22 protein-coding genes, 3 tRNA genes and 1 riboswitch are annotated in these 22,726 nt (G+C 73.0%); of the genes, 11 read left to right on the top strand and 14 right to left on the bottom strand.

All coding sequences use genetic code 11. From position 1 onward, the window contains the following. Nucleotides 1-2: 2 nt before the first annotated feature. From NP064_RS06230 to NP064_RS06195, 8 genes are all read right to left on the bottom strand, one after another. Nucleotides 3-1,217, bottom strand: a complete 1,215-nt coding sequence (locus tag NP064_RS06230; RefSeq protein ID WP_227568758.1) for a bifunctional RNase H/acid phosphatase — start codon at nucleotides 1,215-1,217, stop codon at nucleotides 3-5. Next, nucleotides 1,217-1,957: a zinc ribbon domain-containing protein gene (locus NP064_RS06225; RefSeq protein ID WP_227568757.1), complete on the bottom strand. Its 741-nt coding sequence runs from the start codon at nucleotides 1,955-1,957 to the stop codon at nucleotides 1,217-1,219. Before NP064_RS06225 ends, NP064_RS06230 begins: the two co-directional genes overlap by 1 nt. Continuing rightward, nucleotides 1,954-3,174, bottom strand: coding sequence for a Nif3-like dinuclear metal center hexameric protein (locus NP064_RS06220; RefSeq protein WP_227568756.1), 1,221 nt, complete (start codon nucleotides 3,172-3,174; stop codon nucleotides 1,954-1,956). Before NP064_RS06220 ends, NP064_RS06225 begins: the two co-directional genes overlap by 4 nt. 81 nt (nucleotides 3,175-3,255) lie before the next feature. Next, nucleotides 3,256-4,080 carry an MOSC domain-containing protein gene (locus NP064_RS06215; protein ID WP_227568755.1) on the bottom strand — a complete coding sequence of 275 codons (825 nt, stop codon included), beginning with the start codon at nucleotides 4,078-4,080 and terminating at the stop codon, nucleotides 3,256-3,258. 54 nt (nucleotides 4,081-4,134) lie between these two features. Further along, nucleotides 4,135-4,467 (bottom strand): DUF4386 domain-containing protein, encoded by a 333-nt coding sequence (locus NP064_RS06210; protein ID WP_227568754.1) that lies wholly within the window; start codon nucleotides 4,465-4,467, stop codon nucleotides 4,135-4,137. A 150-nt stretch (nucleotides 4,468-4,617) separates the two neighbouring features. Further along, nucleotides 4,618-4,694 (bottom strand) — tRNA-Val (locus NP064_RS06205). A gap of 61 nt (nucleotides 4,695-4,755) precedes the next feature. Then, nucleotides 4,756-5,229 (bottom strand): peroxiredoxin, encoded by a 474-nt coding sequence (locus NP064_RS06200; RefSeq protein WP_227568753.1) that lies wholly within the window; start codon nucleotides 5,227-5,229, stop codon nucleotides 4,756-4,758. Nucleotides 5,230-5,231: 2 nt separating this feature from the next. Next, nucleotides 5,232-5,654: a DUF3052 domain-containing protein gene (locus NP064_RS06195; protein ID WP_227568752.1), complete on the bottom strand. Its 423-nt coding sequence runs from the start codon at nucleotides 5,652-5,654 to the stop codon at nucleotides 5,232-5,234. Nucleotides 5,655-5,919: 265 nt separating this feature from the next. Here NP064_RS06195 and aceE point away from each other — a divergent pair, with 265 nt between their 5' ends. After that, entirely contained in the window at nucleotides 5,920-8,700 is a 2,781-nt protein-coding gene (gene aceE / locus NP064_RS06190) for a pyruvate dehydrogenase (acetyl-transferring), homodimeric type (protein ID WP_372456352.1), read from the top strand. Nucleotides 8,701-8,783: 83 nt separating this feature from the next. Here aceE and NP064_RS06185 read toward each other — a convergent pair whose 3' ends face one another. Continuing rightward, nucleotides 8,784-9,476 (bottom strand): hypothetical protein, encoded by a 693-nt coding sequence (locus NP064_RS06185; RefSeq protein ID WP_227568750.1) that lies wholly within the window; start codon nucleotides 9,474-9,476, stop codon nucleotides 8,784-8,786. Nucleotides 9,477-9,593: 117 nt separating this feature from the next. On the opposite strand from NP064_RS06185, the gene NP064_RS06180 reads away from it, so the two are divergent. From NP064_RS06180 to NP064_RS06160, 5 genes are all read left to right on the top strand, one after another. Then, complete coding sequence (locus tag NP064_RS06180) at nucleotides 9,594-10,853, top strand: PucR family transcriptional regulator (protein ID WP_227568749.1); 1,260 nt, start codon at nucleotides 9,594-9,596, stop codon at nucleotides 10,851-10,853. Between the two features lie 101 nt (nucleotides 10,854-10,954). After that, the gene (locus NP064_RS06175; protein WP_227568748.1) at nucleotides 10,955-11,935 is read left to right on the top strand and encodes an ACP S-malonyltransferase; all 981 of its coding nucleotides are present in this window, start codon (nucleotides 10,955-10,957) and stop codon (nucleotides 11,933-11,935) included. Further along, the gene (locus tag NP064_RS06170; RefSeq protein WP_227568747.1) at nucleotides 11,932-12,936 is read left to right on the top strand and encodes a beta-ketoacyl-ACP synthase III; all 1,005 of its coding nucleotides are present in this window, start codon (nucleotides 11,932-11,934) and stop codon (nucleotides 12,934-12,936) included. The genes NP064_RS06175 and NP064_RS06170 overlap by 4 nt, the downstream gene beginning before the upstream one ends. A gap of 75 nt (nucleotides 12,937-13,011) precedes the next feature. After that, the gene (locus NP064_RS06165; protein ID WP_227568746.1) at nucleotides 13,012-13,260 is read left to right on the top strand and encodes an acyl carrier protein; all 249 of its coding nucleotides are present in this window, start codon (nucleotides 13,012-13,014) and stop codon (nucleotides 13,258-13,260) included. Between the two features lie 112 nt (nucleotides 13,261-13,372). Then, on the top strand, nucleotides 13,373-14,617 hold the full coding sequence (locus tag NP064_RS06160) for a beta-ketoacyl-[acyl-carrier-protein] synthase family protein (RefSeq protein WP_227568745.1): 1,245 nt from the start codon (nucleotides 13,373-13,375) through the stop codon (nucleotides 14,615-14,617). Nucleotides 14,618-14,678: 61 nt separating this feature from the next. Here the strand turns inward: NP064_RS06160 and NP064_RS06155 are convergent, their stop codons facing one another. The 3 genes from NP064_RS06155 to NP064_RS06145 all read right to left on the bottom strand — a co-directional run bounded on the left by NP064_RS06155 (nucleotide 14,679) and on the right by NP064_RS06145 (nucleotide 16,244). Next, nucleotides 14,679-15,179, bottom strand: a complete 501-nt coding sequence (locus NP064_RS06155; protein ID WP_227568744.1) for a DUF3145 domain-containing protein — start codon at nucleotides 15,177-15,179, stop codon at nucleotides 14,679-14,681. A gap of 159 nt (nucleotides 15,180-15,338) precedes the next feature. Further along, nucleotides 15,339-15,827 (bottom strand): peptide deformylase, encoded by a 489-nt coding sequence (def, locus tag NP064_RS06150; protein WP_227568743.1) that lies wholly within the window; start codon nucleotides 15,825-15,827, stop codon nucleotides 15,339-15,341. A 186-nt stretch (nucleotides 15,828-16,013) separates the two neighbouring features. After that, the gene (locus NP064_RS06145) at nucleotides 16,014-16,244 is read right to left on the bottom strand and encodes a BldC family transcriptional regulator (protein ID WP_372456351.1); all 231 of its coding nucleotides are present in this window, start codon (nucleotides 16,242-16,244) and stop codon (nucleotides 16,014-16,016) included. 17 nt (nucleotides 16,245-16,261) lie between these two features. After that, nucleotides 16,262-16,336, bottom strand: a riboswitch (cyclic di-GMP riboswitch). 339 nt (nucleotides 16,337-16,675) lie between these two features. Between NP064_RS06145 and NP064_RS06140 the strand changes: the two genes are divergently transcribed. The 5 genes from NP064_RS06140 (at nucleotide 16,676) to NP064_RS06120 (ending at nucleotide 19,318) form a co-directional block, all read left to right on the top strand. Further along, nucleotides 16,676-16,752, top strand: a tRNA-Ile gene (locus tag NP064_RS06140). A 27-nt stretch (nucleotides 16,753-16,779) separates the two neighbouring features. Then, complete coding sequence (locus NP064_RS06135) at nucleotides 16,780-17,289, top strand: hypothetical protein (protein WP_227568742.1); 510 nt, start codon at nucleotides 16,780-16,782, stop codon at nucleotides 17,287-17,289. 92 nt (nucleotides 17,290-17,381) lie between these two features. Then, a tRNA-Asn gene (locus NP064_RS06130) sits at nucleotides 17,382-17,454 on the top strand. Between the two features lie 205 nt (nucleotides 17,455-17,659). After that, on the top strand, nucleotides 17,660-18,307 hold the full coding sequence (locus NP064_RS06125; protein WP_489146091.1) for a formylglycine-generating enzyme family protein: 648 nt from the start codon (nucleotides 17,660-17,662) through the stop codon (nucleotides 18,305-18,307). 186 nt (nucleotides 18,308-18,493) lie between these two features. Next, a complete protein-coding gene (locus NP064_RS06120) occupies nucleotides 18,494-19,318 on the top strand; it encodes a transglutaminase-like domain-containing protein (RefSeq protein ID WP_308015301.1) in 825 nt (274 codons plus the stop codon). A gap of 6 nt (nucleotides 19,319-19,324) precedes the next feature. Here NP064_RS06120 and dnaG read toward each other — a convergent pair whose 3' ends face one another. Both dnaG and NP064_RS06110 read right to left on the bottom strand, forming a co-directional pair. Beyond that, entirely contained in the window at nucleotides 19,325-21,304 is a 1,980-nt protein-coding gene (dnaG, locus tag NP064_RS06115; RefSeq protein ID WP_227568740.1) for a DNA primase, read from the bottom strand. A 107-nt stretch (nucleotides 21,305-21,411) separates the two neighbouring features. Next, on the bottom strand, nucleotides 21,412-22,686 hold the full coding sequence (locus NP064_RS06110) for a deoxyguanosinetriphosphate triphosphohydrolase (protein ID WP_227568739.1): 1,275 nt from the start codon (nucleotides 22,684-22,686) through the stop codon (nucleotides 21,412-21,414). Nucleotides 22,687-22,726 lie beyond the last annotated feature (40 nt).

Below are 22,726 nucleotides of genomic sequence, written 5' to 3'. Positions count from 1 at the left end.
TGTCAGCGACCGCGAGCCCATCCCTCACTCGGGGCGCCGGCCACCGCCACCTCGGTGCGGCCGTCCTCGAAGAGCCTCACGATGCTCACCGAGGCGGGTGCCACCCGCAGGCGGCTCCAGGACGAGGGCTGCGCGCCCATCGCCACACCGACCGCGGCCCGGATCGACACGGCGTGGCTCACCACCACCACGGTGCGGTCCACGCCACCCGCGAGCAGCTCGGCGAAGACCTGCTCGATCCGGCGGCCCACGTCCACGATCGACTCGCCGCCCGGTGGCCGCACGTCCGCCTGGGTGTGCCACGGCTCGAGCACGCCGGGCCACCGCTCCTCGATCTGCAGGGCGGTGAGCCCTTGCCAGTCGCCGAAGTCGGCCTCCTTGACCAGCTCCATAACCCGAACCGGCAGGCCCAGCCGGTCGGCGATGACCGCGGCGGTCTCCTGCGTGCGGACCATCGGCGAGCTGATGATCTCCGTCGGGTAGGGGATGTCGCCCCACAGGTCCCGCCCGATCCGCTCGATCAGCTCGGCGGCCGCCGCGGCCTGCTGGCGCCCGTGCGGGCTCAGCGGCGGCCCTGGCTCAGACGAGCCCGAGTAGCCGCCCGCGGTGGTCATCGCAGTCTCGCCGTGGCGAAGCAGGACGACGGTGACCGGTTCAGCGTCGTCGAACCGCGGCGCCGCCCCCGACGGCCTCCGACCCCGCGCGGGAACGGGCGCGCCGGGAGCGCCCTCCTCACCGCTGAGCGCGGCCGTGGCGCCGGCAGGCGCTGGTTCGCGCGTGATCGACCGCCCGGTGTCCATCGCCTCGTTCGCGAGAGAGTCCGCTGCGGCGTTCAGCGCCCGCGGCACCCACGTGTAGGTGACCTGCTCGGGCGGCAGCACCGCGCGGGCGAGGTCGGCGAGACGCCGCATCTCGGTGTGCTTGATCTGCCACCTGCCCGACATCTGCTCCACGACGAGCCTGGAGTCGAGCCGGACCTCCACCTGGGCCTGGGGGTCGATCGCCGCGGCGGCGCGCAGGCCCGCCACGAGCCCCGAGTACTCGGCCACGTTGTTGGTGGTGTGGCCCAGGGGCTCCGCCCGTTCGGCGAGCACGTCGCCGGTGCGCGCGTCACGGACCAGCGCACCGTAGCCGGCAGGGCCGGGGTTGCCGCGCGATCCGCCGTCCGCCTCGACGATCAGCCTCCTGCGCGCTCCCGGCCCCCCGGCGACGCTCATCAGTAGGCGTCCTCGCCCCGCACGAGGATGCGGCCGGAGTCCTCGCAGAACACGATCTCGTCGGCCGGCAGGGCCTTGATGCGGGCGAGCTCGGTGCCGGGCACCTGCAGCCCGCTGCCCTCGGACCGCCCACGACGCAGCCGCGCCACAGCGACTCCCCCGAGCCTCCCGCGGAGCCGCTCGTACAGCGCGACGAGCTTCTCGTCGATCGGCGCGACCGCCTCAGCGCGCTGGGCCGTGACCTGTGCGGCCTCCGCGTCGAGCTCGGCGAGCGCCGCGTCCCGCTCGGCCTCGAGCTCGACCCGCTGCGCGAGAAGCTCGTCGTGCGCCTGGGTGAGCCCTGCCAGCGCCGTCTCGTGCGCCTCGAGCCGCTCCATGACCTCGAGCTCGACGTCCTCGAGGTCGCTCTGCCGCCGGCCCAGGGCGACAAGCTCGTGCTGCAGGGCCTGGAGGTCCTTGGGGCTGCCCGTGCCCGAGTCGAGGCGTGCCTGGTCGCGCGCGGCGCGCGTGCGCACCTGCTCGACGTCCGTCTCGGCCTTCTTCAGCTCGCGGCGCAGGTCGCTCGCGGCGGTGCGGGACGCGACCAGTGCCGTGTCCAGGTCGGCGATGCGGCTCTCCAGCTCGGTGAGCCGGGCCAGGACGGGGAGGTTGCGGCGGCGGTGCGCGATCTGGTCCAGGCGGGTGTCGAGCTCCTGGACGTCGAGCAGCCGGCGCTGCTCCTCGGGGGGTGCTGTGGTCACGGTGCGGTTCCTTCCGACGGCGGGACGTGGTCCGGGCTCGAGACACGGTCGGTCCACGGGTCGGTGCGCAGCGTGCTGACCCTGGTCTCCACCGTAGTCCCGGTGATCTCGAGCGAGGTGCGGAGGTCGGTGGCGGCCTGGGCGAGCCAGGGCCATTCCGACGCGTAGTGGGCGACGTCCACGAGGTACGGGACGGCGGGTCGATCCGGGCCGGCCTCGAACTCGGCGCGCTCGCGCTGCTCGGAGGCCGGGTGGTGCCGCAGGTCGGCGGTCAGGTAGGCGTCCACGCCAGCCCTCCGCACCGCGTCGAACAGCGAGTCCCCGGAGCCGCCGACCACGGCGACCCGCTCGACCCGCCCAGCGGGATCGCCCGCGAACCGCACGCCCTGCGGCGTGGGCGGCAGCGCACGGGCGACCCGCTCCGCGAAGCCGCGCAGCGTCGTCGGCTCGGCGAGCCTCCCGACGCGGCCGATGCCCGTGGGCCCGTCCCACCGCGCCAGCTCGAGCACGTCGAAGGCGGGCTCCTCGTAGGGGTGGGCGGCGCGCATGGCCTCGATCACAGCCCTGCGCAGGGCACGGGGGGCCACCATCTCGACGCGCGCCTCGACCACCGCGCTCGGCTCCCCCGCGCGTCCTATCGCCGGGCTGGCCGCGTCGGACGGCGTGAACGTGCCCTCGCCCGTCGTCTGCCACGCGCAGCGCGTGTACTCCCCGATCGCGCCGGCGCCGGCCGCGGCCAGTGCGTCGACGAGCCTGCCCGCGTCGTCCACGGGGACGAACACGACGTGCTTGTCGAGCGGCTCCGACGCGAGCGCGACGAGCGGCTCCAGGTCGACCAGCCCCACGGCGGCCGCGAGGCCCTCCGCCACTCCGCCGGCTGCCGCGTCAGCGTTGGTGTGCGCGTTGTACAGGGCGATCCCCGACCTGATGAGCTTGTGCAGCAGTGCGCCCTTGAAAGTCGTCGCCGCGACGGAGTGCACCCCCTTGAGCAGCAGCGGGTGGTGCACGAAGACGAGGTCCGCGCCCCACGCGATCGCCTCGTCGACCACGGCGTCCACCGGGTCCACCGCGAGCAAGACCTTGCGGACCGGCTGGGCGGGGTCGCCGCTGACGAGGCCCACCGAGTCCCATGACTCGGCCGTGCCGGGCGGGTAGTGCCGGTCGAGCACCCGGACGACATCGGCCAGAGTCGCGTGGTGGTCGGGGTTGCTGCTCACGGGAAGAACGCTACCTGGCGCACGGGGCACGAAGAACGGGCGCGGCGCGTGCTCCGCCGCGGAGGTCCGTCGGCCGACCCATCAGCCGGTCACGACCACCTCGTCGCCCACCGCGACGCGCCCTGCGGTGACCGGGATCACCCGGATGCCGAACCACACCTTGCCGCCCCAGCGGCGATGCTGGGCCAGCGTGCGCAGCGGCTCCTTGCCACCCGCGCGCGTCACAGGGTCGATCGTGGTGAGCACGCAGCGGTCGCAGTGCTCCGCGAACCGGTACTCGACCTCGCCGACCCGCACCCGGCCCCAGGCGTCCTCCGCGAAGGGCTCGAGGTCATCGCCGTCGACCACGAGGTTCGGGCGGAACCGCTCCATGCCGATCGAGACTGCGTCCTCACCGCGGGACTGCGCCTCGTCGGCCACCCACGACTGGAGGCGGCGCAGCGAGGCGGTCGTGGTCAGCAGCAGCGGGCCCGCGTCGGCCAGGCTCAGGGGGTCTCCCGTCTCGCCTCCGTGCGTGGGCGAGACCGGCCGCCGCGACGGGTCGTCGAGCCACACCAGCCGGGCGGGCCGCCCGAGCGCAGCGGTCAGCCACCCGTCCGCCGCCTCTCCTCCGGCCGTCGCCAGGCCGAGCCGCGAGAGGGCCACCGCCACGGTGGCGGGGCCCCGCGGCTCGAGCACGGTCAGCGAGGGGAGCCCTTCTCCGCTGAGCACGATGCCGCCCGGCGTGGGCGTCGCCGTGACCGCCAGCATCTCGGGGACCCGGCGCGCCGTGAGCGTCTCGCCGTGCTCGTCCACCACCATCCAGCGGCGGTCCCCTCGCAGCCCGTGGCGCTCGACGTCGGCCTCGCGCACCGGGACGCCGCGCAGCGACTTCACGGGGAACAGGGTCAACGCGCCGACATGCACGGCGGCGACGCTAGCAGCGCGATGACGGCCATGGCTGCGGAGGGGGACGTCTGGCTACTCCGGTGCTGTCGATCGGCGCACAGCTGCTGGCCGGTGCGCCGGGGCTGCGGTCTGGTCGACCCCCTTCACGATGAGCCAGACCCCGATGCTGAGCTCCCACAGCGCGATCGGCAGGGCCGCAAGGCCTGCCAGCGGCGACACCTGGTCGTGGAGGCCGAGGATCGTGCCGAGCGCGGACAGCGCGAGCAAGGGGGCGCCGATCATGCCGACGAGCGGGATGACGCGGGGCACGAGCCGGGCGCGGTAGAGCAGGGCGCCGAACAGGAGGGCGTTCACCGCCGGGAGAAGGCCGGGCCCGACGAGGAACGCCCCGTCGTGGATCGCCACCAGGGCCGCGTCGGCAGTGCGAGCACCAGGCAGAGTTCGAGTTCACCCTCGATCTTCTGCTCGACGCGTTCGCACGGCTCCACACGGCCGGGTGGGTCTCCCGATGACGCCCGGGAGCCGATCGCGTCGTCTGCGCGCGTCACGAGGTGGTGGTGGGCCCGGCCGGTTTCGAACCGGCGACCTCCGCGGTGTAAACGCGGCGCTCTGACCAGCTGAGCTACAGGCCCCTTCGACGGTCGCACAGCCTACCGGCCCGATTCGGGCGCGGCAGGGCCTGCGACGTCGCCGTCAGGCGGTCAGCGCGGCGAGCGCCGCACGGTAGGCGCCCAGGTCACGGGCCTGCCCGGCAGGGTTGACGACGCTCCAGCGGAGCACGCCGTCGGCGTCGACGAGGAAGCTGCCGCGCAGCGCGCGGCCCCGCTCGTCGTCGAACACGCCATACGCACGCGCGACCTCGCCGTGCGGCCAGAAGTCGGAGAGCAGGTCGAAGCGGTAGCCCTCCTGCTCGGCCCACGCCCGCTGCGCGGGGGTCGGGTCGCATGAGACCACGAGGACACGGGCGCCGACGTCATCGAACGCGGCCAGGTTGTCACGCAGCTCGCACAGCTCGCTGGTGCAGATGCCCGAGAACGCGAACGGCACGAACACGACCACCACCGGGGAGCCCCGCAGCGCGGAGAGCGTCACCGGGCTCCCGTGGGTGTCGGCGAGGGTGAAGTCCGGCGCCAGCGCGCCGAGCTCCGGCGCCGGCTGCTCGGCCACGGTCACTTGCCGCGGCCGCGGTAGCCCAAGCGCGTCGCCGACCAGTCGTCGGCGATGGAGAAGGTGCTCGTCACGTGCAGGCCCGCTGTCGTGCCGGCCTCCTCGAGCTCGCCGTGGTCGACGTGACCCGTGCGGCCCTTCTTCGGCGTGAAGACCCAGATGGTCCCCCCGTCGTCCAGCACGGTCTGGGCGTCGACCAGCATGTCGGTGAGATCACCGTCGCCGTCCCGCCACCAGATGATGACGCCGTCCGTGACGTCGTCGTAGTCCTCGTCGACGAGTTCGGCCCCGGTGGCCTCCTCGATCGCGCCCCGCAGGCCGCCGTCGACATCGTCGTCATATCCGAATTCCTGGATCACCTGACCCGAGGTGAATCCGAGACGACCCGCCGCCTGCGTAGCCGCGTCGTCCGCGGTGGATGCCACGTCCTGACCCGTTCCCTTCCGTCACGACCGCCCGGGAGGGCGACCTGCTGATGCTCGCAAACCGTAGCCCACCGCACGGGGCGCCGCTCTGGCAAGGGCCGGTCGTGTCGCCGTGGGCCCGCTGTCGCGGACGTCACGTCCCATTTTCCGCGCCCGGTGTGACTTTGGGCCCCTTGAGGTCGGAGAATGGCCGCGACTACCCGAACCTGTCGAGCCGCAGAAGCGTGCCGCGACGGCGCCGGGCCAAGAGAGCGCGCCGGGGCCGATGGCCTCGCCGCGGACGAGAGGCGAGGGAGCACAGGTGGCTTCGACCGAGGACAGAGGTCCGCTCATCAACGGCTTGCTGAGCCAGGTGCCGGACATCGACCCTGAGGAGACCGGCGAGTGGGTGGACTCCCTCGACGGCCTGATCGACGACAAGGGCGGGCCCCGCGCGCGCTACGTGCTGCTCAACTTGCTGAAGCGGGCACGTGAGCGCAACGTCGCGATCCCGACTTCCCTGAACACGCCGTACGTGAACACGATCGGCGTCCACGAGGAGCCGTACTTCCCGGGCGACGAGGTGCTCGAGCGCCGCTACCGCTCGTGGATCCGCTGGAACGCGGCCGTCATGGTCACGCGCGCCCAGCGTCCCGGGATCGGCGTCGGCGGGCACATCTCGTCCTACGCGTCGGTCGCGACGCTGTACGAGGTCGGCCTCAACCACTTCTTCCGCGGCAAGGACCACCCGGGCGGCGGAGACCAGGTCTACTTCCAGGGCCACGCCTCCCCCGGCGTGTACGCCCGCGGCTTCCTCGAGGGCCGGCTCACGGCGGAGCAGCTCGACGGCTTCCGCCAGGAGCTCTCGCACCCGGGCGGCGGCCTGCCGTCGTACCCGCACCCGCGCCTGGCCCCCGAGCTCTGGGAGTTCCCGACGGTGTCGATGGGCCTCGGCCCGGCGTCGGCGATCTACCAGGCGTGGACCAACCGCTACCTGCACGAGCGCGGCATCAAGGACACGAGCCAGCAGAACGTCTGGGCGTTCCTCGGCGACGGCGAGATGGACGAGCCCGAGAGCCGCGGCATGCTGCAGCTCGCCGCCCAGCAGGGCCTCGACAACCTGACGTTCGTCGTGAACTGCAACCTGCAGCGCCTCGACGGCCCGGTGCGCGGCAACGGCAAGATCATCCAGGAGCTCGAGGCTCAGTTCCGCGGCGCCGGCTGGAACGTCATCAAGGTGATCTGGGGCCGCGAGTGGGACGTCCTGCTCAACGCGGACAAGGACCGCGCGCTGGTCAACCTCATGAACGTCACGCCGGACGGCGACTACCAGACGTACAAGGCGAACGACGGCGCCTTCGTCCGTGAGCACTTCTTCGGTCGCGACCCGCGCACCAAGGCGCTCGTGGAGAAGATGACCGACGACGAGATCTGGGCGCTCAAGCGCGGTGGCCACGACTACCGCAAGCTGTACGCGGCCTACGCGGCGGCCACGGCCCACACCGGCCAGCCGACGGTCATCCTGGCGCACACCATCAAGGGCTACGGCCTGGGCTCGGGCTTCGCGGGGCGCAACGCCACGCACCAGATGAAGAAGCTCAAGTCGGATGACCTGAAGCTGCTGCGGGACTCGCTGCACATCCCGATCACGGACGAGCAGATCGACGAGAACCCGTACGTCCCGCCGTACTACCACCCCGGCCAGGACGACCCGGCGATCCAGTACATGCTGGAGCGGCGCCGGGCGCTGGGCGGGTTCGTCCCGGAGCGGCGCAGCAAGCACACCGAGGTCAAGCTCCCCGACGACAAGACCTACGACCTGCTCAAGAAGGGCTCGGGCACGCAGGAGGTCGCCACCACCATGGCGCTCGTGCGGCTGTTCAAGGACCTGGTGCGGGACAAGGAGTTCGGCCACCGGATCGTCCCGATCATCCCGGACGAGGCACGCACCTTCGGGCTGGACGCGATCTTCCCCTCGGCGAAGATCTTCAACACCAACGGCCAGCACTACCTCGCGGTGGACCGTGACCTGATGCTCTCCTACAAGGAGTCCGAGAGCGGTCAGATCATGCACACCGGCATCAACGAGGCTGGCTCGGCGGCAGCGTTCCAGGCTGTCGGCACGTCGTACGCGACGCACGGCGAGCCGCTGATCCCGTTCTACTTCTACTACTCGATGTTCGGGTTCCAGCGCACCGGCGACCAGTTCTGGGCCGCCGGCGACCAGATGACGCGCGGGTTCCTGATCGGCGCCACGGCTGGCCGCACCACGCTCACGGGCGAGGGCCTGCAGCACGCCGACGGGCACTCCCCGCTGCTCGCGGGCACCCAGCCGCACGTCGTGCACTACGACCCGGCGTACGGGTACGAGATCCGGCACATCGTGCGCGACGGCATCCAGCGGATGTACGGCCAGGACGACCCGCGCGACCCCGACGTCATGTACTACCTCACGGTGTACAACGAGCCGATGATCCAGCCGGCCGAGCCGGAGGACGTCGACGTCGAGGGCATCCTGCGGGGCATCCACCTCATCGCGCCGGCAGAGGGCGACGGGCCGCGCGCCCAGATCCTCGCCTCCGGCGTCGCGGTGCCGTGGGCGCTCGAGGCGCGTCAGCTCCTCGCCGACGACTGGGGCGTGCGCGCCGCGGTGTGGTCGGTGACCAGCTGGAACGAGCTGCGCCGCGACGGCCTGGCCGCGGACGCGCAGGCGTTCCTGCAGCCCGGCGAGGAGCCGCGTGAGGCGTACCTGACGCAGAAGCTGCGTGGCGCCGAGGGTCCCTTCGTCGCGACGACGGACTACGACCACCTCGTCGCCGACCAGGTGCGGGCGTGGATCCCGGGCACGTACGCCACGCTCGGGGCGGACGGCTTCGGCTTCTCCGACACGCGCGCGGCGGCTCGTCGCCACTTCAAGATCGATGGCCCCTCGACCGCGGTCCGCGTGCTGCAGCAGCTCGCGCGGACGGGCGAGGTCCCTGCCGACGCTCCTGCCAGGGCGATCGAGCAGTACCGCCTGCACGACGTCACCGCCGGCACGTCCGGCAACGTGGGCGGCGACTCCTGAGTCGCTGAGCCGACAACGGGACAGGCCCCGGACCGCAGACGCGGTCCGGGGCCTGTCCCGTTGTCCGGGCGGCGCCGGTCGGCTCAGGCGCCGGGAGAGTGCTGCTGCAACGCGTCCTGGATGACCTCGGCCATCTCCGACCGCAGCCGGGCGACGGCGGAGGCGTCGGGGTGCGCGTCCAGGACGGCGAGGTGCTGCTTGGCCTCGAGCGGGCGCTCGGCCTCGATCGAGGCGTGGACCAGCTGCCGCGCCACCTCGAGGTCGTGCTCGCGGGGGCGCCAGTGGCCCACGCCGAGCCACAACGCGTCCACGGGGAGCTCGGCCTCGCGCAGCACCTGGATGCCCTCGGCGAGGGCGATCCCGCTCGCGTCGCGCTCGGCGGCCGTGGTCAGCCGGCGGAGCGTCCCCTCGTGGTCGTCACGCACCGACAGGCGCGCCACCTCGACCAACGGGTACCAGGCGCGCGGGTTGCCGGCCAGCTCCTCGCCGAGCGACCAGACCGCCAGGTCCGCGGCGCGCTGCTTCTCGCTCTCGGGGAGGGCGCGGGTCAACGGGTCGTGCTCGGAGCCCTCGGGCTCGGCCGCACGGCGCCGGACGATCTCCGCCAGCGCCCGGAAGGCGCGCTCGTTGTTGGGGTCGTCGCTCAGCACGGAGCGCAGCGCGTCCTCGTGCAGGGTGTCCCCACGCCGGGCCGACTTCGTCGGGCGACGCGCGCCGACCCGCGACGCCGACGAGGGGCGCCGCATGAGCTGGCGGAGACGCGGCAGGAGAGCCATGACGCGACCTTAGTCGCTCCCCCCCGTGTCGCGCTCCCCCACCCGCCAGACCAGTAGGCGGCCGCCACGCCGTGGACTTTTGTCGACTCCCCACAACCCGAGACCTATGCTCGCGCTATGGTCACGCAGCGTCGCCACCCCGCCACACCTGTCGGGGCGTCGTCGCCCGTGCCCCTCGCCGCTCCAGCGGCCTCACCGGCCGCCAACGACGCGGCGCCCCCGCGGGCCGGCATCGAGACCCTGCGCCGGGTGCGCGACGGGAATGGCCTGCTCACCGCGGCCGCGATGCGCCGGCTCGACGAGGACCTCGACTGGTACCGCGTGCTCTCCGCGGAGGACCGCTCGTCCGTGGGCCTCGTGGCGCAGGCGGGCATCACCGCGTTCGTGACCTGGTTCAGCGACCCGTCGAGCCCTCCGCACGGCGTCGGCGAGATCTTCGCGGCGGCGCCGCCCGAGCTGACCCGGTCCATCTCGCTGCAGCACACCCTCCAGCTGGTGCGCGTGCTGGTGGACGTCGTGGAGAAGCACAGCGACCAGCTCGCCGCGCCCGGCGGCGAGCGGGACCTGCGCGAGGCCGTGCTGCGGTACTCCCGCGAGGTCGCCTTCTCGGCAGCCGAGGTGTACGCGCGAGCCGCGGAGGTCAGGGGCGCGTGGGACGCCCGGCTCGAGGCGCTGGTCGTGGACGCACTGGTGCGCGGCGACGTCGACGACTCGCTGCGCTCGCGCGTGGCCGCGCTCGGCTGGAGCGGGAAGGGCTCGACCCTCGTGATGGTCGGCACCACGACCTCACCGCTCGACGACGTGCGCGCCGCCGACCTGCGCCGGGCCACCCGCCGTGCCGCGGAGGACGCGCTCGTGGGCATCCAGGGCGACCGCCTGGTCGTCTTCCTGGGCGGAGAGGGCGACCTGGCCGCGGCGGCGGGCACGCTGCTCCCCAAGTTCGGGCCGGGCCCGGTGGTCATCGGGCCAGCGGTCCCGCACGTCGTCGAGGCCGCCCGCTCGGCGCGCGCCGCGTTCGCGGGCCTGCTGGCAGCCGCGGCCTGGGAGCAGGCGCCGCGCCCGGTGCAGGCTGACGACCTGCTGCCCGAGCGGGTGCTGGTGGGCGACGCGGACGCGCGCCGGATGCTCGTGGCGCAGGCGTACGTGCCGCTCGCCGCGAGCACCGGGTCGCTGCTCGAGACGCTCTCGGCGTACCTCGGCGCGGGCCGCTCGCTCGAGGCCGCGGCGCGCACCCTGTACGTGCATCCCAACACCGTCCGGTACCGCCTGCGCCGGGTGGCCGATGTGACCGGATGGGACCCGCTGGACCCGCGTGAGTCCTACGTGCTGCAGACCGCGCTCGCCCTCGGCCGGCTCGGCGGAGACGGCCCGGCGTAGGGCCCTCGCAGCCGCTTTGTAGGGTCGACACAACCGCCCGACCGAAGGTTGGTGCGCGTCGTGGGGACCGCCCGGACGCCCACGACCGGCATAGTCGACACGTGCTTGCCATCGTGTGCCCAGGTCAGGGCTCCCAGACCCCAGGAATGCTCGCCCCGTGGCTCGACGTGGCCGGCGTGCCCGGGCGTGTCGCGGCGTTCTCCGAGGCATCGGGGCTTGACCTGCGGTCGCACGGGGTCGACTCCGACGCGGAGGCGATCCGGGACACGGCCGTCGCCCAGCCGCTCATCGTGGCGATGTCGCTGATCGCCCTGCGCGCGATCCTCGACGGCCAGGACGCGGCGCAGGTCGCGGGAGCCACCGCTGGCCACTCCGTCGGCGAGCTCGCCGCCGCGGCCGTCGCCGGTGTGCTCACCGACGAGGACGCCGTCAGCCTGGTGACCGTGCGCGCCTCGCTCATGGCCCAGGCAGCCGCCGCCGAGCCCACCGGCATGAGCGCCGTCGTCGGGGGCGACCCGGAGCAGGTGCTCGCCGCGATCGCCCAGGCGGGCCTGTGGCCGGCGAACGTCAACGGCGGCGGCCAGGTCGTCGCCGCCGGATCCCTGGAGGGCCTCGCCGCCCTCGCCGCCGAGCCGCCCGCCCGGGCACGGGTCATCCCGCTCCAGGTGGCCGGAGCCTTCCACACCCCCTTCATGCAGTCCGCCCTCGACGGATTCGCGCCGGTCGCCGCGGCCCGCCCGGCCGACGACCCCCGCATGGTGCTGCTGTCCGACGCGGACGGCGCCGCTTACGGCGACCTCCCCGGCGAGCACGGCCGGTTCGGCGCGGCGGCGGACGTGCTGGACCGGATCGCCCAGCAGATCGTCGCCCCCGTGCGCTGGGACCTGTGCCAGGAGGCGTTGCTCCGCGTGGGCGTCACCGGGCTCCTCGAGCTGGCGCCGGGCGGGGTCCTGACCGGGCTGGCCCGGCGTACGCTGCCCGGTGTGGAGACGGTCGCGGTGAAGTCCCCCACCGACATCCAGGCCGCACGCGACCTCATCGCCCGCCACGCTGCCCCGCTCAGCCAGGAGACCCCCTCGTGACCCGACCCACCCTGACGCAGTCCACCGGCCCCGCGCACTCCCGCATCCTGGGGCTCGGCGTCATGCGCGGCGAGCGCGTCGTGACGAACGACGACCTTGCCGGCCCCATCGACTCGTCCGACGAGTGGATCCGCCAGCGCACGGGCATCGTGACGCGCCGCCGCGCCGCCGAGGGCACCGGTGTGCTGGACCTCGCCGAGGAGGCCGCGAACGCGGCGATCAAAGACGCCGGGCTCACCGGCGCCGACATCGACGCGGTGCTGGTCTCGACCGTCACCCACTTCCACCAGACGCCTTCGGCCGCCGCGTTCCTCGCCGAGCGCGTCGGCGCCACCCCGGCGGCCGCCTACGACATCTCGGCCGCGTGCGCGGGCTACTGCTACGGCATCGGCCAGGCCGACGCGCTGGTCCGGTCTGGCGCGGCGCGCAACGTGCTGGTGGTTGGCGCCGAGAAGATGAGCGACTTCGTCGACCCGACCGACCGCAGCATCTCGTTCCTGCTCGGGGACGGCGCCGGCGCCGTGGTCGTCGGCGCGTCGGACTTCCCCGGCATCGGCCCCACGGTCTGGGGCTCCGACGGCTCCCAGGCCGAGGCGATCCGCCAGACGCACTCGTGGCTCGAGACCCGGGACTCCGACGCGGGTTGGCCGACCTTGCGCCAGGAGGGCCAGAGCGTCTTCAAGTGGGCCGTGTGGCAGATGGCGCCCGTCGCGCAGCGCGCCCTGGACGCCGCGGGAGTGACCGCTGACCAGATCGACGCGTTCATCCCCCACCAGGCCAACATGCGGATCATCGACCAGATGATCAAGCAGCTCAAGCTCCCCGAGTCCGTCGCGGTCGCCCGCGACATCGCCGACACCGGCAACACCTCCGCGGCCTCCATACCGCTCGCGACCGAGCGCCTTCTGCGCGAGGGTCAGGTGTCGAGCGGCGCGCTAGCCCTGCAGATCGGCTTCGGCGCCGGCCTCGTCTACGCCGCCCAGGTCGTCGTCCTGCCGTGACCGCCCCGGCGCCGCCTGGCGCCCGGTAGCGTTCAGCCCCGTTCCGCCCCGCACCACCTAACAAGGAGAACACCGATGGCGCACAGCGAGCAGGAGATCCTGGCCGGACTGGCCGAGATCGTCAGCGAGGAGACCGGGCTTCCCACCGACTCCGTCCTGCCCGAGAAGTCCTTCACCGACGACCTGGACATCGACTCGCTGTCGATGATGACGATCGTGACCCTCGCCGAGGAGAAGTTCGACGTGCGGATCCCCGACGACGAGGTCAAGAACCTCGCGACCGTCGGCGACGCCGTCACCTTCATCACCAAGGCGCAGGGCTGATCCTCGCCCGCACCACAGGCTCGAACGCGTCCAGGCCTGGCCGTCGCGGCGCCGCCCACCGGCGCCATGACGGTCAGGCCCTGGCCGCTCACCCCACCGAACTGGAGCAGCCATGACCCCCGTCACCGACGTCGTCGTCACCGGCCTGGGCGCCACGACCCCGCTGGGCGGGGATGTGGCCAGCACCTGGCGCGCTGCCCTCGCCGGTGAGTCCGGCGCCCGGCACTTCGACAACGACTGGGCCGAGACCTACGAGCTGCCGTTGACGTTCGCGGCGCAGATCAAGGTCGCCCCCTCCGAGGTGCTCCCGCGCCAGGAGATCAAGCGGATGGACCCCTCCGCGCAGTACGCCATCATCGCCACCCGCGAGGCCTGGGACGACGCTGGCAGCCCGGAGGTCGACCCGGAACGCCTGGGCGCCGTCGTGTCCTCGGGCATCGGCGGCATCTGGACCACCCTGGACGGCTGGGACACGCTGCAGGAGAAGGGCGCGCGCCGCGTCCTGCCCATGACCGTCCCCATGCTGATGCCCAACTCCCCCGCCGCCTACGTGGAGCTCGAGCTCGGAGCCCGCGCCGGGGCCCACGCCCTGGTCTCGGCCTGCGCGTCCGGCGCCGAGGCGATCGGCTACGCGGTCGAGATGATCCGCTCGGGCCGGGCCGACGTGGTCGTCGCTGGGGGAACCGAGGCGGCGATCCATCCGCTGCCGGTGGCCGCCTTCGCGGCGTCGCGCACCGTGTCGCTGCGCAACGACGACCCCGCGGGCGCGTCACGGCCCTACGACGTCAACCGCGACGGCTTCGTCCTGGGAGAGGGCGCCGGGATCGTCGTCCTGGAGAGCGCCGAGCACGCCGCTGCCCGCGGGGCGCGGGTGTACGCCCGGATCGCCGGGGTGGGGCTCAGCAGCGACGGGTACCACATCACCTCCCCCGAGCCGAGCGGCCGTGGCCAGATCGCGGCGATGAGCCGCGCTTTGGCCGACGCGCAGGTCACATCGGCCGACGTGGTCCACGTCAACGCCCATGCCACCTCGACCGTGGTCGGGGACCTCATCGAGGCGCGGGGCGTCCGGGACGTGTTGGGCGCCGATGCGGACCAGGTGGCGCTGTCCGCCACGAAGTCCATGACCGGGCACCTGCTCGGTGGCGCCGGCGCGTTGGAGACGATCTTCACGGTGCTCGCGCTGGCGGAGCGCACCGCTCCCCCGACGATCAACGTCACCGACCCTGACCCCGAGCTGGTCCTGGACCTGGTCCGCGACAAGCCGCGAGACCTGCGCTCGGGCCAGGTGGCGGCGATCAACAACTCCTTCGGGTTCGGCGGCCACAACGTCGCCCTGGTGGTCACGAGCGCCTGACCTCACGCACGACGAAGGCCCCGACGCGGTCACGTCGGGGCCTTCGTGTCGTCCGGGCGGCTCAGCCGACGCGGTGCAGCCAGCGGACGGGCGCCCCGGCGCCGGCGTACCGGAAGGACTCCAGCTCGTCGTCCCACGCCTGCCCCAGGGCGAGGTCCAGCTCGGCACAGAGCCTGGCGGGGTCTCCCGCGTGCACGAGCGCCGCGCGTATCCGGTCCTCGGGCACCACGACGTTGCCGTGCACGTCAGTGGCCGCGTGGAAGATGCCGAGCTCAGGGGTGTGGCTCCACCGGGCGCCGTCGGAGCCGTGGCTGGCCTCCTCCGTCACCTCGTACCGCAGGTGGGTCCAGCCACGCAGCGCGGAGGCGAGCTGCGCGCCGGTGCCCTGCGGGCCCTGCCACGAGTGCTCGGCGCGGTACATGCCCCGGGCAGCCGGCTGCGGCGTCCAGTCCATGGACACGCGGGTGCCCAAGAGATTGCCTGCTGCCCACTCCAAGTGCGGGCACAGCGCACGTGGAGCTGAGTGCACGAAAAGTACACCGCGGGTGATCGCACCTGCCATGTCGCCCTCCTGACGGATCGAGGTTCGCCTTCCCCAACGACCTCAGCCCGTTTCCGGAAGTTGCACACGGTCTCGCGGCGTGCTGGGGACAGCATGCCCGACTGCCGACGGCTCGCGCCAGCCGTCGGGCGAATCACCCCGATTTCAGGGCCGCGCAGATCAGGCCAGCTGTTCCCGGATCGCGCGCATGGCCTTCTTGCGGACCGCTCGGTCGAGCCGGTCCAGGTAGAGCATCCCGTCCAGGTGGTCCACCTCGTGCTGCAGGCAGCGCGCCATGAGCTCGGTTCCCTCGACCACGACCTCGTCGCCGTCGAGGTCGACGCCGACGACCCGGGCGTACCAGGCGCGACGCGTCGGGTACCACAGGCCCGGCACGGACAGGCAGCCCTCGTCACCGTCCTGGTAGTCGTCTGAGAGCTCCACGATGGTCGGGTTCAGCACGTAGCCGACCTCGTCGTCGATGTTCCACGAGAAGGCGCGCAGGTTCACACCGATCTGGTTGGCGGCGAGGCCGGCCCTGCCATCGTGGTCCACGGTCTCGACCAGATCCGCGACGAGGGAGCGCACTCGCTCGTCGACAGTGGTGATCGGGTCACAGGGGGTGCGCAGGACCGGGTCGCCGACCGTGCGGATCTCTCTCATCGCCATGGACGGATTGTTTCATGCGTGGACGGCCCGCGGTCCGCGTCGCGGCCCGCCAGGCCCAAGCGCCCTGCCCGGAGGTCGGCACGGGACGCGGAGCACCGATGTCCAGCCACCCGGCGCTCGTCCCCCGGGCACGACAAAGCCCCGGGGACCCAGAGTCCCCAGGGCTTCGTGCGGTGCGTGCTTCGCTCAGCTCTCGCTGCGCTGCTGCGGGACGCCCGTCAGCAACTCGCGAACCTCGGCCTCGTGGAACCGGCGGTGGCCGCCGAGGGTCCGCACCGCGGAGAGCTTGCCCGCCTGGGCCCACCGCGTGACCGTCTTCGGGTCGACGCGGAACAGGACGGCCACCTCACCGGGGGTGAGCAGCGCACCCGGCATCGGGGTCGCGGACTCGTTGCGGTTTGGGGTGGTAATGGCCATGACTTCGACTCCTGTCGTTCGGTAGCTCGGCTAGCCGTGTAGGCCCCGTGGCTTTGCGTCCCCACCTTGCGGCGGGTTTGCCGTTCTCGCTGACGAACAGAACTATGCAGGAAACTGGACAAGCGTGCAACAACCTCATCGGGTGAAAACGGAAGGTCTCCGGAATATCTCCCCCGAACCGCCAGGTCCCCGGTCGAGCCCGGAGGAACCAGACAGCAGCGACGCATCTGCTGCGAGCGCGACATCGCGGCCCTATGCTCGCGACAACGTCCAGGCGCGAGCGGGACGCCGTGGCCAGTCCACAGCAGGCGAGGGCGCCTCATCCTGTGCGGGTGAGGCGCCCTGTCTCGCCGCGACCGCCGCGGGCACGACCACGCGGACGCCCTGCATCACGCGGCTGATCGGCGAATACCGGTACCCTGTCCCGTCGCGGGCCAGTAGCTCAGCCGGTCAGAGCAGCGGACTCATAATCCGTCGGTCGTGGGTTCAAGCCCCACCTGGCCCACCACCGCAGCAGCACGACTACCGTGGCCTCGTGCCCCTGTTCTCGCGCCGCCCGTCCTTGCCTGCCCCGATCCGCTCGCGGCTGGCCCTTCCGGCCCATGACCGCGCTCTCGCGGTCGTCGAGCTCGCCGATGGCCGCTGGGCGGTCGCCACGCGACGCGCGCTGTGCGTGGTGTCCACGGACAGCGTCGAGCGGCGCCCGTGGATGGACGTGGACCGGGCGAGCCTGACCGTCGAGACCTCGACCATCACCGTGCACTGGGTGGACGGCTGGGCGCAGGAGCTCGTGCTCACGGAGCGGGGCGCGCCGGCCTTCGCGCAGACTCTGCGCGAGCGGGTGCAGTCGTCCGTGGTGCATGCGGAGACCGTCACCCTGCCGGGCGGCGCCACAGCACGCGTGGCACTGCGCCGCGCCGAGGACGGCGACCTGGTGTCCCAAGTCATCGGGGACGGCGCGATCGACCTCACCTCGCCTGCGGTGGCCGCCCAGGTGGACGCCGCCGAGGTCCGGGTCCGCAGGGCCGCAGGGCTGCCGGACTAAGGCCCAGCCGGGTGGAAGCCGGGTGCGGAGGCCCCTCCCGGCGCCGATTTCGGACCACCCTCAGACGGCTGCTAGAGTCGTCTCCGCCACGATCCCTCGTAGCTCAATTGGCAGAGCATCCGACTGTTAATCGGACGGTTACTGGTTCGAGTCCAGTCGAGGGAGCACAGGCTCCACCAGGTCAGGCCCCCTCTCGAGGGGGCCTGACCTGTTTCACGCCCATTGGGGCACAATGGCGCGACGCCCGGCGCAGCCCCACACTTCATCTGCGCACGGGTCCCCGACGATCCGGGCGCACCCTGTGCCAGCCGTGCCCCTCCCGAAAGGTCGTGACTTCGGTGCTGGAGGACGTTCTTCCGTGACCTGCACGATGATCTCTGTCGCGCCTGGCGCCGTGACCCTGACCGACCGCCGCACCAGCGCAAGCTGGCCGGTGGAGATCAGTGCGTACGAGATGTCGGCGACGCCCGTCACCCGGGCCTACTTTCACCGAATCCTGAACCTCCCGCCGCCGCCTGCGGACGAAGGGCGGCTACCGGTGACGGAGATCTCCTGGTGGGAGGTGGCAGAGTTCTGCAACACCCTGTCACGGCACGAAGACCTCACTCCTGCCTATCGGCTCGACCCCGCCGATGAGCACGTCGAATGGAACCGGTCAGCGGACGGCTACCGCCTGCCTACCGAGGCGGAGTGGGAGTACGCCTGTCGCGCCGGGACGAGCGGCCCGCGATACGGACCGCTAGCGGTGAGCGCCTGGTACCGCGCCAACTCCGGCGAACGGCTGCACGCGGTCGGCGGCAAGGAGCCCAACGCCTGGGGCTTCTACGACACCCTCGGCAACGTGTGGGAATGGTGCTGGGACCTCTACGACCCCGAGGTCTACGGCACGTACCGGGTGCTGCGCGGTGGCGGCTGGTTCGACGAGCACTGGAGCTGCCGCGCCTCCGTGCGCCGGCGCAGCCATCCGACTCTGCGGATCGACGATGTCGGGTTTCGGATCGCTCGCCACCTGGCCTAACCCAGGGAACGGACGGTTACTGGTTCGAGTCCAGTCGAGGGAGCACAGGCTCCACCAGGTCAGGCCCCCTCTCGAGGGGGCCTGACCTTTTTCAAGCCCACGGCGCCCACTGGCGCAGGGCTTCGCGCAGCCCCACACTTCATCTGCGCGCGGTACTCGACGGGCCGAGCGCGCCCTGTGCCAGCCGTGCCCTCCCGAAAGGTCGTGACGTCGGTGCTGCGGACCGTCACCTCCCACCTCGAGCTCGACGTGCTCGGGCCCAGCGACCTGTACCTCGCCCTGGCGGTCGCCGACGGCGCCTACGACTGCCAGGAGCGTCTGGCCGTGTCTCATGCGGATGAGCCGCTCGACGTCGTGGAGCTGAAAGGCCCCCACGGCTCGCGCGTGCACCGGGTCGCCGCTCCCCCGGGCGCGGTCGTCGTGGACTACTGGGCACAGGCCTCCGGCCTCGACCTCCCGCCGGCCGTCGAGGAGAACGACGTGCTGGAGTCGCTGCGGCCCAGCCGCTACGCGCAGTCGGACAAGCTGCTCGCGTTCGCCCAGGACCAGTTCGGGCCACTGGCCGGCAGGGAGCTCCTCGGGGCCGTCGTGCGGTGGGTGCGGGGGCACGTCACGTACCTCTCCGGCTCGAGCGGGCCGACCGACGGCGCCACGGACACCGTCCTGACGCGCCGCGGGGTGTGCCGCGACTTCGCGCACCTGGTGATCGCCCTGCTGCGGGCACGTGACGTCCCCGCGCGGCTGGTGTCCGTCTACGCCCCCGGGCTCAGCCCCATGGACTTCCACGCGGTCGTCGAGGCCTTCGTGGACGGCGCCTGGACCGTCGTCGACGCCACCGGCCTGGCGCCGCGCGCGTCGATGCTGCGGATCGCGACAGGCCGGGACGCCACCGACACCGCGTTCCTGTCGAGCTACGGCGGGCAGGTCGTGCTCCAAGCACTCACCGTGACGGCCACCGTGCAGGGCGATCTGCCCACGGACGACGGGGTCTCCCCCACCACGCTCCGCTGAGGGGGGTCAGGCGCTGTCGCGCAGCGTGCGGCGCCGTGCCTCGACCGCCACGAGCTCGGCGAAGGCGGCCTGGTACGCCTCGGGGTCCTGGGCGCCGTCCATCCGCTGCAGCCGCCCTCGCAGGTCCGCGATGTGGCGGGTGAAGCCGATCTCGACCAGCGCCAGCACCACGCCCCGGACGTAGTCCGCGAGCGCCGTCGGGCGGTCCTCGGGCAGCGGCGCCACCGCGAGCTCCGTGACCAGCCCGGAGACCGGCCCGGCGGCCTCCTCCTGGACGCGGGCGACCCAGGCGGCGGCGTTCCCCGAGCCGGTGCTGGCGAGCGCCTCACGGGCCCCCTGGAGCCCTCCTGCGGCCCGGACGGCCTCGTGCACTGCGCGGTAGGCAGGCGCCGTGAAGGCGTCGGCCTGGAGCTGGTCGAACTCGGCGGGCACGAGGTGGGGGTGCTGGAGCACCACCTCGAGCGCGGTGCGCTCGGTGCGGGCCACCGGGTCACGGCGGTCGGGCTGCTGCATCCGGGCCACGGGCACGGGCTGCCCCTCGGGGACGCGCTCTCCACGCTGTGGGCCGCCACGCGAGCCGTCGGGCCGTCCGCCTCGCGAGTCCTGGCCCCGCGCGCCGCCGCCCTGCCTGCCCGCGGAGCGCACGGCGTCGCTCACGGAGGCCTGGTCCATGCCGAGCCACCCGGCCAGCAGGCGGGTGTACTCGGGGCGCAGCGCGGTGTCGCGGATGCCGGCGACGACGGGCGCGGCGGCCCGCAGCGCCCCGACCCGGCCCTCCGCGGTGCCGAGGTCGTAGGCGCGCAGCGTCGCGCGGATCACGAACTCGAAGAGCGGCTGGCGCCCGGCGACCAGTGCGCGCACCGCGTCCGGGCCCTGCGCCTGACGGAGCTCGCAGGGGTCCATGCCGCTGCGCTCGACGGCGACGAAGGTCTGCGCGGTGAACGTCTGGTCCTCGCCGAAGGCTCGCAGGGCGGCCTTCTGGCCGGCGGCGTCCCCGTCGAAGGTGAAGATGATCTCGCCGCCGACCGAGGCCCCGGACGCGAGCTGCACCCCGCCGCTGGAGCCCGCGTCGCCGACGAGCCGGCGCACGATCCGCGCGTGGTCCGGCCCGAAGGCCGTGCCGCAGGTCGCGACAGCCGTGCCCTCCCCCGACAGGTGCATCGCCATGACGTCGGTGTACCCCTCGACGACCACGACCCGCTTCTCCTTGGCGATCTCCCGCTTGGCCAGGTCGATGCCGTACAGCACCTGGGACTTGCGGTAGAGCGGGGTCTCCGGGGTGTTGAGGTACTTGGGGCCCTGGTCGTCCTCGAAGAGCTTGCGCGCGCCGAAGCCGATCGTGTCGCCCGTGACCTCGCGGATGGGCCACACCAGGCGGCCGCGGAACCGGTCGTACACCCCCCGGTTGTTCTGGCTCACCAGCCCGGACGCCGTCAACTCGGCCTCGGTGAACCCCTTGCCGCGCAGGTGGCGCAGCAGCGAGTCGAACCCTTGGGGCGCGTAGCCGACGCCGAACTGCTCGGCCGCCTCACGGCCGAAGCCGCGCTCGGCGAGGAACTGTCGCGCGGTGGCCGCCCCCGGGGTGGTCAGCTGCTCGACGAAGTACGCCGCGGCGACCCGGTGCGCCTCGAGCAGGCGCTGGCGCCGACCGGGCTCCTCGCCCGGGCGTGGCGCGCCGCCCTCCTCGTACCGCAGCTGGAGCCCCACCTTGCCAGCCAGGTACTCGACGGCCTCGGCGAACGGCAGGCCGTCGATCTTCTGCACGAACGAGATGACGTCGCCGCCCTCGCCGCAGCCGAAGCAGTGCCACAGGCCCACCTGGGGGCGGACGTGGAACGAGGGCGAGCGCTCGTCGTGGAACGGGCACAGGCCCTTCGCGGAGCCGACGCCCGCCGACTTCAACGTCACGTGCTGGCCGACGATCTCCTCGATGTGGGCGCGCTCGCGGACCGCCTGCACGTCCTCCCGCCGGATCCGTCCTGCCACGCCCGCAGTCTAGGCGAGCGGGCTGCCCCTCCAGGGCCACCCCTGCGGGCCGCGGCGCGAGGGCGGGCGCCGCCGGTGTCGCGCTGCGCAGACCACGACGGCGGGCGTCAGCGACGCGGTGGCCGCACCAGGCGCCCGTGCAGCTCGGCGGCCGAGACGTCGGTGAGCGAGGCGACCTGGTCGATGACCACGCGCAGGCGGGCGCCGTCGTCGGCCGCGGCGTTCCAGTCGGCGGCGAACGGCGGCTCGAGGCTGACGGGGGCGCGGTCGGCCATCACCTGGACCAGGTCCGCGAGGATCTCCCGTTGCCGGTGGTAGAGCGGCTCGAGCTCCCGGGGCGCCATCACGTAGGCCACGGCGAGGCCCTTGAGGACGAGGATCTCGGCGGCGGTCTCCGCGGGCACCACGAGGTTCGCGGCGTAGCGGGTGAGCGGGCCGTCCCCGTAGAGCGCGCGGGTCGCGGCCTGGGCGGCGCCGGCGAACCGGCCGATGAGCTGGCTGGTGGCGTCCTTGAGGACCGCCAGGGCGCCGCGCGACCCGTCGAACCCGTGCGCCCACAGCCCTGCGGCGTTGAGGCGGTCCATCGCGTCCAGCAGCCCGTCGCCGTCGATGTCGTCGCCGTACCAGGCCTGCACCCCCTCGACCACACGGGCCCGCTCCTCGGCCTGCGTCAGCACGACCAGGTCGAGGCGGCCCCCGACGACGGCGTCCTCGACATCGTGCACCGAGTAGGAGATGTCGTCGGCGAGGTCCATGACCTGCGCCTCGAGGCACTTGCGGCCTGCCGGCGCGCCGTCGCGGAGCCAGGCGAAGACGGGTTGGTCGTCGCTGTACACGCCGAACTTGTGCGTCGGACGGCCGTCGGGCATGAGCGGGCCCTCGCCCGCGGCCCAGGGGTACTTGGTGGCGGCGTCCAGGCTGGCCCGAGTCAGGTTCAGCCCGACCGCGCGGCCGTCAGGGCCGATCACCTTCGGCTCCAGGCGGGTGAGCAGGCGCAGCGTCTGCGCGTTGCCCTCGAACCCGCCGATGCCGCGCGCCAGCTGGGCCAGGGCGCGCTCGCCGTTGTGGCCGAACGGCGGGTGGCCCAGGTCGTGCGCGAGGCACGCGGTGTCGACGACGTCCGGGTCGCACCCCAGCGCCTTGCCGATTTCGCGGCCCACCTGCGCCACCTCGAGCGTGTGGGTCAGCCGGGTCCGCACGAAGTCGTCCGAGCCGGGGCCGAGCACCTGCGTCTTGGCGCCGAGCCGCCGCAACGCCGAGGAGTGCACCAGGCGCGCGCGGTCCCGCTCGAACGGGGACCTGGCCCGCGACTTGGGCGCCTCGGCGACCCAGCGCGCACGGTCCACCTCGGTGTATCCGTCGATCAGGGTCTGCACAGTCACGCGCTCACCCTAGTTGGCCGCGCTGCGGCGGGTCGGAGGG

Origin of the sequence: Cellulomonas chengniuliangii, assembly GCF_024508335.1 — a bacterium.
Lineage (GTDB): Bacteria > Actinomycetota > Actinomycetes > Actinomycetales > Cellulomonadaceae > Cellulomonas_A > Cellulomonas_A chengniuliangii.
Note: the sequence above shows the minus strand (reverse complement) of the source record. Positions and strands in the feature narration are given on the sequence as shown.